Genomic DNA, 15,113 nt, shown 5'->3' with positions numbered 1-15,113 from the left:
CGAAACCTCACCCATCACAGCAAAGCCAGATGGTTACGATGCACCAGCGCGGTTCGCGGCGCATATCCCAATATCGCCTCATGCTCGTCGCTGCGCCGCCCCAGCAAGCGCTGTGCATCGCCCGCATCATATTCCGACAATCCACGCGCGACGGCGCCGCCCGGTCCCATCACCGTCACCAGATCGCCGCGCAGGAAACCGCCCTCGATCCGGACCGCGCCCGCCGCCAGCAAGCTGCCGCCGCCGTTCAGCGCCGCCGCCGCCCCGGCATCGATATGGATCGCCCCCGCCGCGGTCAGGCCGCCCGCCAGCCACGCCTTGCGCGCCGGTGCGGTCCGTTCCGCGACGAACAGCGTATGCCGCTGCCCGCCCGCCAGCGGTCGATCGACCCGGCCCGATGCGATCGCCAGCGGGATACCGGCTGACACCGCGATGCGCGCGGCGGACAGTTTCGATACCATCCCGCCCGATCCCATGCCCGATGCCGATCGCGTGTCGGCCATCGCCGCGACGGCATCGATCCGCTCGACCACCGGGATGTGCCGCGCGTCGGGGTTATGAGAGGGGTTGGCATCGTACAGCCCATCGACATCCGACAGCAACACGACGCCCTGCGCGCCCGCCGCCTGCGCCACCCGCGCGGCGAGGCGGTCATTGTCGCCGAACCGGATTTCCTCGGTCGCGACGCTGTCGTTTTCATTGATGATCGGCACTACGCCCAGGCCCAGCAACCGCCCCAGCGTCGCCGCCGCATTCAGGTACCGCCGCCGATCCTCCAGATCGCCCAGCGTCACCAGCATCTGCGCCGCCGTTAGCCCCTCTGCACCCAGCAATTCCGCCCATGTCTGGCTGAGCGCGATCTGGCCCGTCGCGGCGGCGGCCTGCGCATCCTCCAGACTGGCGCGACCGCCCTTGGCCAGACCCAGCCTGCGCGCGCCCAGCGCGATCGCGCCCGACGAGACGATCGCCACCTGTTGCCCATCACGCGTCCGCGCGGCGATATCCTTGACCAGCCCCGCCAGCCACTCGCGCCGCACCGCGCCGTCCGGATCGACGAGCAGCGCAGAGCCGACCTTGACAATCAGGCGCGCGGTGGAGGCGGGGGAGAACAGCGTCACGTCGCCGTCCTTACCGTCGGTAACGGCCGCCGCCAATCCGGCAGCATCCCTCTGGCCGCTGCGGGCGTGTCCCTATCGCGCGCGCCACGCGGTGAAGGCGGCGAACACGCACAGCACGGATACGACCAACAACGCGCTTTGCAGCTCCAGCCAGTTCAGTTCGAGATTGAATACAGGCTTCACGGCCATTCCTTTGATGCGGGGGCAAGAGCAGTCCTTAGCAATATAGCGCGTCATTCTTGCTGCATCGCCGCGGCTATGTGACGAAGTGTTGCTGTCCACGCGGCAGCCGGATGATCGCCGACAGCCCGCCCGTCGCCCGGTTCTCCAGCACGACGCTGCCCCCCTCCGACGCCACCGCCCGCGCGACGATCGACAGGCCAAGGCCGAACCCCACCGTATCCCGCCGCCGCGCCGCATCCAGCCGGACGAACGGCTCGAACACCAGCAGCAGCGATTCGTCGGGGATGCCCGGCCCGTCATCCTCGACGCGGATCTCCACGCCCTCGTCCGTCACCGCAACGTGGACATCGATCCGCCCGCCATAATGCAGCGCATTGTCGACCAGATTGACCAGCGCCCGCTTGAACCCCACCGGCCGCAACCGGTGGTCGAGATGATCCGGCCCGTGATACGTCGCCGCCCGCCCGCGATCCTGCGCGTCGTCGACCAGATTGGCGCACAGCACCGCCAGATCGACCAGCACCGCACCCTCCGAATCCGCCTCGCCCCCCAGAAAGGCGAGCAGTGAGGCGACCATCACCTCCATCTCGTCCAGTTCGCCCCGGATCATCGTTCGCATCGCCGGATCGTCGATCCCGTCCACCTCCAGTTGCAACCGGGCAAGCGGGGTGCGCAGGTCGTGGCCCACCGCCGCCAGCGCGCGGGTGCGTTCGTCGATCAGCCGCATGATCCGCCGCTGCATCGCATTGAACGACTGGGTCAGCCGCCGCACCTCGCCCGTCCCGCGTTCCGGCACCGGCTCGGGATGCGCGCGCCCCAGCCGCTCCGCCGCATCGGCCAGCTGGCGCAGCGGGCGCAGCGTCCGCCGGATCAGCAGCCCGCCGATCGCCGTCATCGCCAGCGCAGGGGCCAGCGCCAGCATTACCCGGCTCAGCGTCAGGTCGATCGTCCGCACCGCATCGCGCGTCTCGAACCGCATCCAGCTATCGTCCTCCAGCCGGATATGCCCCGAAATCACCGATCGCGGCCCCGACGACAGAAACCGCAGTCTCAGCCCGGCGTCCTCCAGCGTCGGTTCCCACGCCACGATTTGGTCGCGCATCCCGTCCAGCGCCGGCGCGACCGGCGGCAACAGCGGCGCCTGCGGCGACCAGCGGACGACATAGCGATCGGTCGTCAACTCGTCGGCGATCGCGGTGCGTTCCTCGACCGGGCGTTCCGACAACAGCCGGTTCGCCACCACCAGATGCTCCGCCAGCCGACGCGCCTCGTCGTCCTGCACGGCAAAGGTACTGGCGCGTTCGTACAGCAAGGTGCTGACCCCGAAATCGATCGCCATCGTCAGCAACAGGATGCCGACGATCTGTCCCACCAGACTGCGCGGCAACTGGCGCAGTCCCTGCCTCAGCGTGCGGGGGGAATCGTCGCTCACCGGATCAGCGCTCGACCGCCACGTTCAGCATGTACCCGATGCCGCGCACCGTCACGATCGGGGCGGGCGCGCCGTCGCTCGACAGTTTCCGCCGCAGCCGGCTGACCAGCACATCGACGCTCCGATCGGAGGCATCGCCGATCCGCGCCCGCGACAGCTCGATCAGCCGCTCGCGCGCCACCACCCGCTGCGCATGGTCCAGGAACGCGACCAGTAGGTCGAACTCCGCCCCCGTCAGATCGACCACCGCGCCGCTCGGCGACAGCAATTCGCGCCGCGGCAGGTTCGCGGTCCACCCGCCGAAACGCAGCACGCCGCCCCCGCTACTGCTCGTATTGCGCGCGTCGGCCGCGCCCGTCATCTGTCCACGGCGCAGCACCGCCCTGATGCGCGCGACCAGCTCGTGCGTGCCAAACGGTTTGGCCAGATAATCGTCCGCGCCCAGTTCCAGCCCGACGACGCGGTCCGTCTCGCTGCCCTTGGCGCTGACGAAGATGATCGGCACCGCGCTCCGCTGGCGCAATTGCCGGCACAGGTCGATGCCGCTGGTGCCCGGCAACATGATGTCGAGCAGCACCAGATCGACGCCGCCGGTCTCGATCCCCTGCCACATCTCCGGCGCGGCGCCGGCCAGCCGCGTGGCGAAGCCGTTCTGTTGCAGGGTTCGCGCGATCAGCGTGCGCAGCGCCGGGTCGTCCTCGACGATCAGGATGGTGGGGGCGGTCATCCGCTTCCCCGCTAAGGCCCGATCGCGCCAGGATCAACGTTGACCCCGCCGATCGCACTCGGCGACCAGCGGGGTCTTGCGTCAGGTGTCAGGCGAACCGGACCCGCGTTGTAACCCCACGGCGGCGGCGCAGGGCGAACGCCGTCAGGCCGAAGCCGGTCAACATTAGCGCCCAGGTGCCCGGCTCAGGCACGGCCGCGATCGCGATGCCGAAGAGCGACCGATCGACCAGCCCCACCTGCGACAGCGCACCCGTGGCCAGGTTCACGTTGTACAGCGTGCGCCCGTTTAATGCGAAGGCGTCCGACCCGGCAATGTCGAAGCTGGTCCGCGCACCGACATTGGTGCCGAGCGACCCGACCGTGTTCAGCGTCCCCGCGCTGTTCGCCTGCCGCGTCAGCACGTCGAGTGCAGTGTCGATCGCGTAAAGCTGCGTCGATGCCGCCGCCGCGCCGAAGGTCGAGCTGGTATAGGCCAGCGCGGTCACATCGGGATTGGCCCCAACATTCGCGTCGCCGGCGGCATAGAATACCGGCGTCGCCGTCGTCAGCGATCCGTCATTGGGATTGAAGACGTAATTGTCGTTGCTGTTGCTGACGATGCGCAGGCGATCGATCGTCGGATTGAAATCGAACCCGAATTCTGTGCCAGTCAGGTTCAGCACGCCGCTGACCGCGCTCGCCACGCCGGTCGCGGTATTGATGGTATAGACCACCCTATCCGTGCCAAGCCCATACAACATGTTGTCCAGCGGCCGGAAATCCAGCGCCTGGATGCTGTTGGTCACGCCGGTGATCGCCCGCGACGACGTCGTGATCGCGGGATTGCCGCTATCGATCGTCACCAGATTGTTCAGCTCGTCGACGCCAAAGATCGTCGCCGCCTGTGCCGATGTCGCGGCGGTCAGCGCCAGCAACGCGGCCATTCCAGTCTTCAACATATCGTACCTCCCGTTTGACGTCCGGCGATGCCAGACCGCGACAGGTACGCGGCAGCACCGCTGCCGGATGTCGAAAGATGAAAATATTGTTAAAATCGTGGATCGAGCATCGCATACGGCCCTTCTTTACCGGCGCGTAACGCGGTATCGATCGCTCATAGTCCTCTCGACGAAAGACCCGACAGATGCGCACCGGCCACCTCATGCTTGCCTGTCTCACGCTCGGAATTGGCACCGCCGCCATCGGCCAGCAGGGCGTTACCCCTGCACTGACCGCTGCGATCAAGGCGCCGACGCGGACCCCCGCCAACGTCGCTCGGGACCCATATCGCCACCCCGCCCAGACGCTGGCCTTCTTCGGCGTGAAGCCAACCGACACGGTGGTCGAGATCTGGCCGAGCGGCGGCTGGTACACCGAAATCCTCAGCCCCTATCTGGCGGCGCGCGGCACGCTCTACGCCGCCGGCCCCAGCGACAAGGGGCTGGCCGGCGTGAAGGCCAAACAGGCCGCGAACCCCGCCGCCTATCGCGCGGTCCGATACGCGACCTTCCCCGCCAGCACGACCGCTGCTGCCCCGGCCGTTCCCGCCGGCACCGCCGACGTCGTCCTAACCTTCCGCAACGTCCATAACTGGCGCTTCGGCGCTGCCGACCAGACCCAGGCCGCGTTCGACCAGATGTTCGCGATGTTGAAACCCGGCGGCACGCTCGGCCTCGTCGAACACCACCTGCCCGAGCAATCCGGCGCAATCGAGGAAGCCAAGAGCGGCTACATGAAGCGTTCGTCGGTGGTGGCCTATGCGACCAAGGCGGGGTTCAAGCTGGCCGCCGAGAGCAAGGTCAACGCCAACCCTCGCGACACCCGCGACTATCCCAAGGGCGTCTGGACGCTCCCTCCGGGCTATGCCGAAGGCGACAAGGACCGTGCCCGCTACGCCGCGATCGGCGAAAGCGACCGCATGACGCTGAAATTCGTCAAGCCGAAGTAAGCGAGGTCGTCTCGGTTCCAGTGAAGGAAGGAATGTTCGCGCGGAGGCGCGGAGGCGCGGAGAGGCAGAAGATCACGGAACCGTGATCGTCGGGGAACGGCGGCAGCGGTCGCGGGCAGCGCCACAATCTTCCAGCTTCGTGGCGTGACAGGCCTTCGCCGTAAAAGGCTGTTCCCCGGCGAAGGCCGGGGCCCAGTTGGAAAAGCCCTCGCGGTTAAATCACGCAGCTTCACCCAACTGGACCCCGGCTTCCGCCGGCAACACCCGGCCGTCGACGGGCAAACAGACCCGTCCGTCGTTGCGAGCGCAGCGAAGCAACCCGGTGTTCGCGTGACGCCCTCGGTTACTTCGCTCTGCTCGCAATGACGGGTCAAACCGACGTCATCACACGCTGAGGCAGGCCCACGACCGGCCCGAACATCAGCCAAAACCGTAACCCCTCCGCGTCCTCCGCGCCTCCGCGTGAACCAATACTTTCTTCGCGCCTTCGCGTGAATTCAACCGCCGTGCCTAAGACGATCGACCCCGAACCTCGTCCCGCAACTTACCCACGCCAGCACGTCCGGAGACACCCGGCCGGCAAACCCGCGCCATCGGCTGGCAGGCAATGCCCGGCATCGAACACCGCCGCACCCCGCGATCGGCCACGCAAGCCCGGCACTGCCGCTTCACGTCGGTGCAACCCGCAGGTGTCGCCAACGCGACCAGCATCATCAGCAACACGCCCGACCCTCCGTTACGCGGGGCCGGTCACACCGGCGACCATTCCACCGCATCCTCTTCGCCATCGTCATCCACGGCCTTGCCCGATTCCGGCCCGATCGCCTCGATCATCCGGTCCAGTACCCAGTCGACACCGACGCCGCTGACGCCGGAGATCGGGATCACATCGACCCCCGATGCCTCGGCCAGCTCCGCCGACAGCACCTCGATCAGTTCGTCGTCCAGCATGTCGATCTTGTTGAGCGCCACGACATAGGGCTTCTCGATCAGCCCGCCGCCATAGGCCGCCAGCTCCTCGCGCACGATGCGATAGCTTTCGCCGACATCGGGGTCGCTCGCATCGACCAGATGCAACAGCACGCGGCACCGCTCGATATGCCCCAGGAACCGGTCGCCGATGCCCGCGCCGTCCGCCGCGCCCTCGATCAGGCCGGGGATGTCGGCGACCACGAACTCGCGCTGCTTGTGCCGCACCACGCCCAATTGCGGACGGGTGGTGGTGAAGGCGTATTCGCCGACCTTTGCCTGCGCATTGGTGACGGCGTTGATGAAGGTTGACTTGCCGGCATTGGGCAGGCCGACAAGGCCGGCATCGGCGAGCAACTTCAGCCGCAGCCAGACCCACGCTTCCTGATGCGGCCAGCCGGTGCCGTGCTGGCGTGGGGTGCGGTTGGTCGACGTCTTGTAGCTGGCGTTGCCGCGCCCGCCGTCGCCGCCGCGCAGGAACACCTCGCGCTGGCCGGCATGGGTGAAGTCGAGCAGGACTTCCTCCTTGTCCTCGCTCAGCACCTGCGTGCCGATCGGCACCTTGATGACCAGATCGTCGCCACCGCCGCCGGTGCGGTTGCTGCCCGATCCGCCGGATCCGCGCGGCGCCCGGAAATGCTGGGTGTAGCGGAAGTCGATCAGCGTGTTGAGGCCGGCGACCGCCTCGAAGATCACGTCGCCGCCCTTGCCGCCATTGCCGCCGTCGGGGCCGCCATATTCGATGAACTTTTCACGGCGGAAACTGACGGCGCCGGGGCCGCCGGCGCCGGAACGGGTGAAGATCTTGGCCTGGTCTAGGAAATGCATGGCGCCGCCTTACGCTGCCGGGGCGGGCGCGTCATCCTTTCGTGGCATGTCATGCTCGCGCGCCGCATCCGATCCCAGCAGCGCCGCCAGCGCCAGATCGCGCGCCCGCGTTCGCGACAGGCCCAACGCGCGCGCCATCGGGGCGCCGAGCAGCGCGTCGCCCAGCGCCATCAGCACCAGATGCAAAGTCTCCTCCGCGATCGGCCGCGCCCCGATGCCGGTGCCGGCGGCCAGCTGATCGACCAGCCGATGGATCGCCTGCAGGATCGGGTCCAGCGCATCCTCGTTGCCCGTCAGGATCATCCAGCTTGCCAGCGCGCCCGCGCCCTCACGGTCGAACGCATCGAACGTCAGGTCGACGATCGCGCGCGGATCGCGGGTGCCGGCGCGCGCGGCCAGCACCGCCTCGCCGATCGTTGCGGTGATGTCCGCCGCCATCCGCTCCGCCAGTGCCTTTTGCAGGCCGGCGGCCGATCCGAAATGGTGGAGCAGGTTGGCATGCGTCCGCCCGATTCGCGCCGCCACCGCCTTCAGCGTCACCGCCTGCGGTCCCGATTCGATCAATAGCGCCCGCGCGGCATCCATCGCGGCCGCGCGCGATTCTTCTGGGGCAAGGCGGCGACGATTTGACACGGGGTGGGGAGGACCTTACTTACACAACTGTCAGTAGGGCGCGTTTGCCCGTCGATATGCACGACCTTGGAGAATTTGATGGCGAAGGCAACCACCCCCGTCGATCTCACCATCACCCCCCGCGACGTTCGCTTCGGCCGCGGCACGATGCTCGGCCGCTACTGGCTGAACGACGACCCCATCGGCACCGCCTTCTACAATGCCTTGTCGGTAACCTTCCCCAAGGGCGAGGCCTATTTTTGCGAGAGCGTGAAGGCGTTCCGCGCCGGCACGCCGCCCAAGCTCCACGCCGAGATCCAGGCTTTCGTGAAGCAGGAGGTGATCCACAGCCGCGAACATGTCGCCTTCAACCGCCACGTGGTCGATCAGGGTTATGACGTGTCGCTGCTGGAGCGCCATGTCGACGAGGCGCTGGCGTTGACCAAGGGCCGCCACCCGATCGGCAATTTGGCGGCGACGATGGCGCTGGAGCACTTCACCGCGATGCTGGCGCACGAGTTAATCGCCAACCCCCGCCACCTTACGGGCGGCGAGGCGCAGGCCAAGGGACTATGGCAATGGCACGCCGCCGAGGAAATCGAGCACAAGGGCGTCGCCTACGACACCTGGCTCCACGCTACCCGCGACTGGACCCGTTTCCGCCGCTGGAAGGTGAAGTCGATGGTGATGCTTATCACGACGTGGAAGTTCTTTCACGGCCGCCGCAAGGGGATGCTGGAACTGTTACGGCAGGACGGCATGACCGGGCCGAAGGTTTGGGCGAAGCTGGCCTGGTACGCGTTCGGCCGCCCCGGCATGGCGCGCAAGGTTGCGGGGGTGTGGTTCAGCTACTTTCTGCCGGGCTTTCACCCGTGGACGCACGACGACCGCGCGCTGATCGGACTGGCCGAGAGCGAGTATGAAGACGCGCTGTTGCCCGGAGCGCGCAAGCTGATCGCGGCATAATCTTACCTTCGTGCCGAGCGCCGCATGGCTGCTCGGCACGACGAGCTGAAGTTGGAGCCACTAACGCCTACGCCGCGATCGGCATCGGCACTCGGTCATCTTCCGCCAGATCGAGTGTGTATTCCACGCACGCTGCCTGCTCGCGCCGTCCTGCCGATTGTCGGACGATCGTCGTGCCCGTGGGGCGGAAGCCGAGCTTGCGCAACACGCGGCCGGAGGCGGGGTTGTCGGCGAAGTGCCACGCGTCGAGTCGGTCGATCGGCAGCGCATGGCGCGCCATCTCGATCACCACACGCCCCGCCTCGGTCGCATAGCCGCGGCCCCAGGCATCGGGCGTCAGCCAATAGCCGAGTTCCGGTCGGCCCTCATACTCGCTGATCCCGATCCCGCCGATCAGGGCGGGCGCGCCGCGATCATGCGCCTCGATCACGAACCGCGGCTCATGCGGCCCGCGTGGCTGCGCGACCCAGCAGTCGGCATCCTGCGTCGTATAAGGATAGGGGACCCGCGACAGCATCCGCACGACGCGTTCGTCGCCAATCGCGCCCGCCAGGGCAGGGGCGTCCTCCGGCCATGCCGGCCGCAACGTCAATCTCTCCGTCCGCGCGAACATTCCTCATCTCCTTCGCGTCACCAGCGCCATGCCACGCCAGGATGACGGGACGGCGACAACGGCCATGGAGGGAGGCAAGAAAAAAGGGAGCCGGGGCGACCCGTCTCCCATGTTCTGGCTGGTTCCGTTACCGGAACTACCGGGTCATCCTGGTGGACAACCCGGTCGGTTGTCCGATGTTATTCGGCGGCCTCTGCCATAATCTCTACCGAGCAATAGCTGCGGCCGAGCTTGCCCTTGGCAAACGCAACGCGGCCGTCGACCAGCGCGAACAAGGTGTGATCCTTGCCAATGCCGACGTTCGCGCCGGGATAGAATTTGGTGCCGCGCTGACGCACGAGGATGTTGCCGGCAACGCACTCCTGGCTGCCGAACTTCTTGACGCCAAGGCGACGGCCGGCCGAGTCACGACCGTTGCGCGATGAACCGCCTGCTTTCTTATGTGCCATGTCGAATAACTCCTGGGGCTCTGTTCGCTCAGCCGACCGAAACGATCTTGAGGATCGTATGGTTCTGGCGATGGCCATTCTTGCGACGATAATTGTGACGGCGGCGCTTCTTGAACACGATGACCTTATCGGCCTTCGCCTGCGCCACGATCTCGGCAGCGACCGTCAGGCCCGTTACCGACTTCAATTCCGAACCGTCGCCTGCGAGCAGGACATCGCCCAGCGTCACGGACGAACCGGCCTCGCCGTCGATCTTTTCGACGACAATCTTGTCTCCGGCGGCGACGCGATACTGCTTGCCGCCCGTGCGCACGACTGCGAACATGGCCCTCATCACTTTCAAAATGCGTAGCCCGCGCATGGCAGGTGCCAGGCGGGTAAGAGCGGCCAGCTAGGCAACACACGCCCGCTTGTCAACCGTAACCGTCGTCCGACGTGGTTAGTGGCGGTGTTCCTGCCGCAACCGGTATCGCCCGTCCGCATAGCTGGTGAAAAGCCCGGAGATCGCCGGATGATCGACCGGTTCGTCGCTGTCGTCGGGCACCAGATTCTGCTGGCTGACATACGCAACGTAGCTCGATTCCATGTTCTCGGCGAGCAGATGGTAAAAGGGCTGGTCCTTGTGCGGCCGAATCGCCTCCGGAATCGCGTCGTACCATTCGTCGGTGTTGGCGAAGACGGGATCGACGTCGAAGATCACGCCGCGGAAATCGAACATGCGATGGCGCACGACCTCACCGATGCTGAACCGCGCATGCGCGATCATCGGTGTGACGGGAGGCTCTTGGCCGGTGGGGATCGCATCGTGGCGTGGCATGCCCATCATCTAGGCGCTGCGACGCTGCCCAACAAGCGCAAGCCCGCTTGTGCCGGCCGCAACCTTGCGTTAGAGGCGCGCCCTCGACCGACCGGCCCCGTCGTTTTGCGACGGAAAAAGTCCTTCTGCGGAGAGGTGGCAGAGTGGTCGAATGTACCGCACTCGAAATGCGGCGTGCCCTCACGGGTACCGTGGGTTCGAATCCCACCCTCTCCGCCATTTATTCTACTCGAACGATCCGATGATGTCCCGCTCCGCCATGGCCTCCAGTGCCGGCGAGCCACCGGCGTTCGCCTGACGTCGGCGGCGAACGACGCGCATCCGTATCGAAAACGCGCAAAACATATGCGCGCTATATGCGATTGCCGGGAATCGCTCTCGAACTGCTACGCGGCATGCGCTTAATCGCCATCCCCTGAAGGCCGCTCCGTTTGTGGAGTGACGCCACTTTATCGGGGGCAAAATGCAGGACGTGATCTGGATCGCGGTCATGGCGGGGCTGGTGGCGCTGACGCTCGCCTATGTCCGCCTGTGCGACAACGCGTGAGGCGGCGGGCATGACCCTCGACCTCTGGCTGGCGGCGCTGACCGCGCTCGGCCTTCTCGTCTATCTGGTGGCGGTCCTGATCCGCCCCGAACGCTTCTGAAGGAGGCGAATTCGTGACAATCCAGGGCTGGTTCCTGATCCTCGCCTTTACCAGCATCCTGCTGGCGCTGGCCAAGCCGGTCGGCCTGTGGCTGTTCGCCCTTTACGAAGGACGCCGCACACCGCTTCATATCGTCTTTGGCCCGGTAGAGCGTAGCTTCTACACGCTGGCGGGCATCGACCCCGGACAGGAGCAGGGATGGCGCCGGTACGCGGTGCACATGCTGTTGTTCAACGCCGTCCTGATGCTGTTAACCTACGCCATCCTGCGGTTGCAGGCGGTGTTGCCGCTGAACCAGCAAGGTTTGGCGGGGTTGAGCGAGCATCTGTCGTTCAACACCGCGATCAGCTTCACCACCAATACCAACTGGCAGAGTTATGCCGGTGAAAGCACGATGTCGAATCTGGCCCAGATGCTGGGTCTGACTATCCACAACTTCCTGTCCGCGGCGACCGGCATTGCACTCGCCTTCGCGCTGTTCCGCGGTTTCGCGCGGCGGGAAACGAAGACCGTCGGCAATTTCTGGGCGGATATGACGCGGGTGACACTCTACCTGCTGCTGCCCGTCTCCATCGTCTATGCGATCTTCCTGATCGCGTCGGGCGTGCCGCAGACGCTGGCAACGACGGTGGACGTCACCACGCTGGAGGGTCTGCGCCAGACGCTCGCGATCGGCCCGGTCGCCAGTCAGGAAGCGATCAAGATGCTGGGGACCAATGGTGGCGGCTTCTTCAACACCAATTCGGCCCACCCGTTCGAAAACCCGACCGCGCTGACCAACTTCATCCAGATGCTGTCGATCTTCGCGATCGGCACCGGCCTGACCTATTGCTTCGGCAGGGCGGTCGGCAACACGCGTCAGGGCTGGGCGATCCTGTCGGCGATGATGCTCCTGTTTCTCGCCGGCACCGCCGTCACTTATGGCGCGGAGGCGGCGGGCAATCCCGTGCTGCACCATCTGGGCGTCGCGGGCGGGAATATGGAGGGCAAGGAGGTGCGCTTCGGCATCGCCGCGTCTTCGCTGTTCGCGGTCGTCACCACGGCGGCCTCGTGCGGCGCGGTCAACGCGATGCACGACAGCTTCACCGCGATCGGCGGCCTGATCCCCCTGTTCAACATGCAGCTGGGCGAGGTCGTGATCGGCGGCGTCGGCGCGGGCATCTACGGCTTCCTGCTGTTCGCCATCCTCGCGGTGTTCGTCGCCGGGCTGATGGTCGGCCGCACGCCCGAATATGTCGGCAAGAAGATCGAGGCGCGTGAGGTGAAGCTGGCGGTGCTGGCGATCGCGGCGTTACCGCTGATGATCCTCGGCCTCACCGCGCTGTCGTCGGTTCTGCAACAGGGGCTGGCGGGGCCGCTTAACAAGGGCCCGCACGGGTTCAGCGAAATCCTCTACGCCTTCACCAGCGCGGTGGCGAACAACGGGTCGGCGTTTGCGGGGATCACCGCCAACACGCCCTATTACGACGGCCTGCTGGGCGTCGCGATGTGGGTCGGCCGCTTCTTCGTGATCGTGCCGACGCTCGCCATCGCCGGCAGCCTGGCGGCCAAGAAGCACACGCCGGTCAGCGCGGGATCGTTCCCGACCACCGGCGGCCTTTGGGTGGGTCTGCTCGTCGGCATCATCCTGATCCTTGGGGGCCTCACCTTCCTGCCGAGCCTCGCGCTCGGTCCCATCGCCGATCATCTGTCGATGATCCGCGGCCAATTGTTCTGATCGGGACACCGTCATGGCCCAAGAAGCAAAAAGCCTGTTCACGGCCGACCTGATCGTCCCGGCGATCAAGGCGTCGTTCCTGAAACTCAACCCGGCCGAACTGATCCGCAACCCGGTGATGTTCGTCACCGCCGTGGTCGCCGTGCTGATGACCGTCCTGCTCGTGATCGGGCAGGACAGCCTAAGCGTCGGCTTCAAGTTGCAACTCGTCATCTGGCTGTGGCTGACCGTGCTTTTCGGCACCTTCGCCGAAGCACTTGCGGAGGGGCGCGGCAAGGCGCAGGCCGCATCGCTACGCGCGACTAAGGCCGAACTTACGGCCAAGCGGCTGAAAGGTGGCAGCAACGACGGCGGGGGCCAATATGACGACGTGGCCGCCAGCCAGCTTAGGGTCGGCGACATCGTGCTGGTCGAAACCGGCGATCTGATCCCGTCGGACGGCGACGTCGTGTCGGGCGTCGCCTCGGTCAACGAAGCCGCGATCACCGGCGAAAGCGCACCCGTGATCCGCGAGGCGGGCGGCGATCGGTCGGCCGTCACCGCCGGCACCCGCGTCATCTCCGACGAGATTCGCGTCAAGGTGACGGTGGAGCCCGGCAAGGGATTCCTCGACCGCATGATCGCGCTGGTCGAGGGAGCCGAGCGCCAGAAGACACCCAACGAGATCGCCCTGACCCTGTTGCTCGTCGGCCTGACGATCATCTTCCTGATCGCGGTCGGGACCATCCCCGGTTTCGCGACCTATGCCGGCGGATCGATACCCGTCGCCATTCTCGCCGCGCTGCTCATCACCCTGATCCCGACCACCATCGCGGCGCTCCTATCGGCGATCGGCATCGCCGGCATGGACCGGCTGGTCCGCTTCAACGTGCTGGCCAAATCGGGTCGCGCGGTGGAGGCGGCGGGCGATATCGACGTATTGTTACTCGACAAGACCGGGACGATCACGATCGGTGACCGTCAGGCCAGCGAGTTCCGCAGCGTCGCCGGCGTCAACGTACAGGAACTGGCGGAGGCGGCGCTGATCGCCAGCCTCGCCGATGAAACGCCGGAGGGTCGATCGATCGTCCTGCTCGCGGGCGACAGATTCCGTTTAGCCACGACGGTGCTGCCCGCCGATGCGGAGATCATTCCGTTCACCGCGCAAACCCGCATCTCCGGTGTCCGGATCGGTGGGTCGCTGATCCAGAAGGGCGCGGTCGATTCGATCCTGCGCGCCAATGCCGGGCTGGCCGAAACCGCCGCCGCCACCGAATTGCGCCGCATCACCGACGAGATCGCCCGCGCCGGCGGCACGCCCCTGGCGGTGGCACAGGATGGCCGCTTGCTGGGCGCAATCTTCCTGAAAGACGTGGTGAAGGCGGGCATTCGCGAGCGTTTCGGCGAGCTTCGCGCGATGGGCATCCGCACGGTCATGATCACCGGCGACAACCCGCTGACCGCCGCGGCCATCGCCGCCGAAGCGGGCGTCGACGATTTCCTCGCTCAGGCCACGCCGGAGGATAAACTCGCGCTGATCCGTCAGGAACAGCAGGGCGGCCGGCTCGTCGCGATGTGCGGCGATGGCACCAACGACGCGCCCGCACTGGCGCAGGCGGACGTCGGCGTCGCGATGAACACCGGCACGCAGGCCGCGCGTGAGGCCGGCAACATGGTCGATCTCGATAGCGATCCGACCAAGCTGATCGAGGTCGTCGGCCTCGGCAAGCAGTTGCTGATGACGCGCGGGGCGCTCACGACCTTCTCGGTCGCCAACGATGTCGCGAAGTATTTCGCGATTATCCCGGCGATGTTCGTCGTGCTCTATCCGGGGTTGGGCGTGCTGAACGTGATGCGTCTCGGCAGTCCCGAAAGTGCGATCCTGTCGGCGATCATCTTCAACGCGGTCATCATCCCCTGTCTGGTTCCGCTGGCGCTCCGGGGCGTGGCGTACAAGCCGATGGGGGCGGGGCCGCTACTCGCCCGCAACCTCGCCGTCTACGGCCTCGGCGGCCTCGTCGCGCCCTTCATCGGCATCAAGATCATCGACCTGCTGGTCGGTGGCCTGGGGCTGGCTTGACACAAAAACTCCCCTCCCGCCCGCGGCAGGGGAGCAGAAGGAAAAAC

15 protein-coding genes and 1 tRNA gene are annotated in these 15,113 nt (G+C 66.4%); 6 read left to right on the top strand and 10 right to left on the bottom strand.

The genetic code is table 11. The annotated features are described in order from the left end of the window. Positions 1–14: 14 nt before the first annotated feature. The 4 genes from proB to ASG67_RS13360 all read right to left on the bottom strand — a co-directional run bounded on the left by proB (position 15) and on the right by ASG67_RS13360 (position 4,400). Positions 15–1,118, bottom strand: a complete 1,104-nt coding sequence (gene proB, locus ASG67_RS13375; RefSeq protein ID WP_056531431.1) for a glutamate 5-kinase — start codon at positions 1,116–1,118, stop codon at positions 15–17. Between the two features lie 256 nt (positions 1,119–1,374). After that, positions 1,375–2,733, bottom strand: coding sequence for an ATP-binding protein (locus ASG67_RS13370; protein WP_235535204.1), 1,359 nt, complete (start codon positions 2,731–2,733; stop codon positions 1,375–1,377). A gap of 4 nt (positions 2,734–2,737) precedes the next feature. Beyond that, a complete protein-coding gene (locus ASG67_RS13365) occupies positions 2,738–3,460 on the bottom strand; it encodes a response regulator (protein WP_056531122.1) in 723 nt (240 codons plus the stop codon). An 88-nt stretch (positions 3,461–3,548) separates the two neighbouring features. Next, on the bottom strand, positions 3,549–4,400 hold the full coding sequence (locus tag ASG67_RS13360) for a DUF4394 domain-containing protein (protein WP_082543517.1): 852 nt from the start codon (positions 4,398–4,400) through the stop codon (positions 3,549–3,551). 185 nt (positions 4,401–4,585) lie between these two features. Here ASG67_RS13360 and ASG67_RS13355 point away from each other — a divergent pair, with 185 nt between their 5' ends. Next, complete coding sequence (locus ASG67_RS13355) at positions 4,586–5,389, top strand: class I SAM-dependent methyltransferase (RefSeq protein ID WP_056531115.1); 804 nt, start codon at positions 4,586–4,588, stop codon at positions 5,387–5,389. Positions 5,390–6,139: 750 nt separating this feature from the next. Here ASG67_RS13355 and obgE read toward each other — a convergent pair. Next, a complete protein-coding gene (obgE, locus tag ASG67_RS13350; protein WP_056531112.1) occupies positions 6,140–7,186 on the bottom strand; it encodes a GTPase ObgE in 1,047 nt (348 codons plus the stop codon). Positions 7,187–7,195: 9 nt separating this feature from the next. Continuing rightward, positions 7,196–7,771, bottom strand: coding sequence for a TetR/AcrR family transcriptional regulator (locus ASG67_RS13345; RefSeq protein WP_056531109.1), 576 nt, complete (start codon positions 7,769–7,771; stop codon positions 7,196–7,198). Between the two features lie 126 nt (positions 7,772–7,897). On the opposite strand from ASG67_RS13345, the gene ASG67_RS13340 reads away from it, so the two are divergent. Then, positions 7,898–8,764 carry a metal-dependent hydrolase gene (locus ASG67_RS13340; RefSeq protein ID WP_056531106.1) on the top strand — a complete coding sequence of 289 codons (867 nt, stop codon included), beginning with the start codon at positions 7,898–7,900 and terminating at the stop codon, positions 8,762–8,764. A gap of 67 nt (positions 8,765–8,831) precedes the next feature. Here ASG67_RS13340 and ASG67_RS13335 read toward each other — a convergent pair whose 3' ends face one another. From ASG67_RS13335 to hspQ, 4 genes are all read right to left on the bottom strand, one after another. After that, on the bottom strand, positions 8,832–9,377 hold the full coding sequence (locus ASG67_RS13335; RefSeq protein ID WP_200940797.1) for a GNAT family N-acetyltransferase: 546 nt from the start codon (positions 9,375–9,377) through the stop codon (positions 8,832–8,834). Between the two features lie 179 nt (positions 9,378–9,556). Next, complete coding sequence (rpmA, locus tag ASG67_RS13330; RefSeq protein WP_056531103.1) at positions 9,557–9,826, bottom strand: 50S ribosomal protein L27; 270 nt, start codon at positions 9,824–9,826, stop codon at positions 9,557–9,559. Positions 9,827–9,854: 28 nt separating this feature from the next. Then, a complete protein-coding gene (gene rplU, locus ASG67_RS13325) occupies positions 9,855–10,151 on the bottom strand; it encodes a 50S ribosomal protein L21 (RefSeq protein WP_056531100.1) in 297 nt (98 codons plus the stop codon). 114 nt (positions 10,152–10,265) lie between these two features. After that, positions 10,266–10,649 (bottom strand): heat shock protein HspQ, encoded by a 384-nt coding sequence (gene hspQ / locus ASG67_RS13320; RefSeq protein WP_056531098.1) that lies wholly within the window; start codon positions 10,647–10,649, stop codon positions 10,266–10,268. Between the two features lie 123 nt (positions 10,650–10,772). Between hspQ and ASG67_RS13315 the strand changes: the two genes are divergently transcribed. From ASG67_RS13315 to kdpB, 4 genes are all read left to right on the top strand, one after another. Continuing rightward, positions 10,773–10,862 (top strand) — tRNA-Ser (locus ASG67_RS13315). 338 nt (positions 10,863–11,200) lie between these two features. Then, positions 11,201–11,290: a K(+)-transporting ATPase subunit F gene (kdpF, locus tag ASG67_RS13310; protein WP_037531783.1), complete on the top strand. Its 90-nt coding sequence runs from the start codon at positions 11,201–11,203 to the stop codon at positions 11,288–11,290. Positions 11,291–11,303: 13 nt separating this feature from the next. Then, positions 11,304–13,007, top strand: coding sequence for a potassium-transporting ATPase subunit KdpA (kdpA, locus tag ASG67_RS13305; RefSeq protein WP_056531095.1), 1,704 nt, complete (start codon positions 11,304–11,306; stop codon positions 13,005–13,007). Between the two features lie 13 nt (positions 13,008–13,020). Beyond that, positions 13,021–15,066, top strand: coding sequence for a potassium-transporting ATPase subunit KdpB (kdpB, locus tag ASG67_RS13300; protein ID WP_056531093.1), 2,046 nt, complete (start codon positions 13,021–13,023; stop codon positions 15,064–15,066). Positions 15,067–15,113: the final 47 nt, after the last annotated feature.

Origin of the sequence: Sphingomonas sp. Leaf339 (assembly GCF_001426195.1) — a bacterium.
Taxonomy (GTDB): domain Bacteria; phylum Pseudomonadota; class Alphaproteobacteria; order Sphingomonadales; family Sphingomonadaceae; genus Sphingomonas.
Note: the sequence above shows the minus strand (reverse complement) of the source record. Positions and strands in the feature narration are given on the sequence as shown.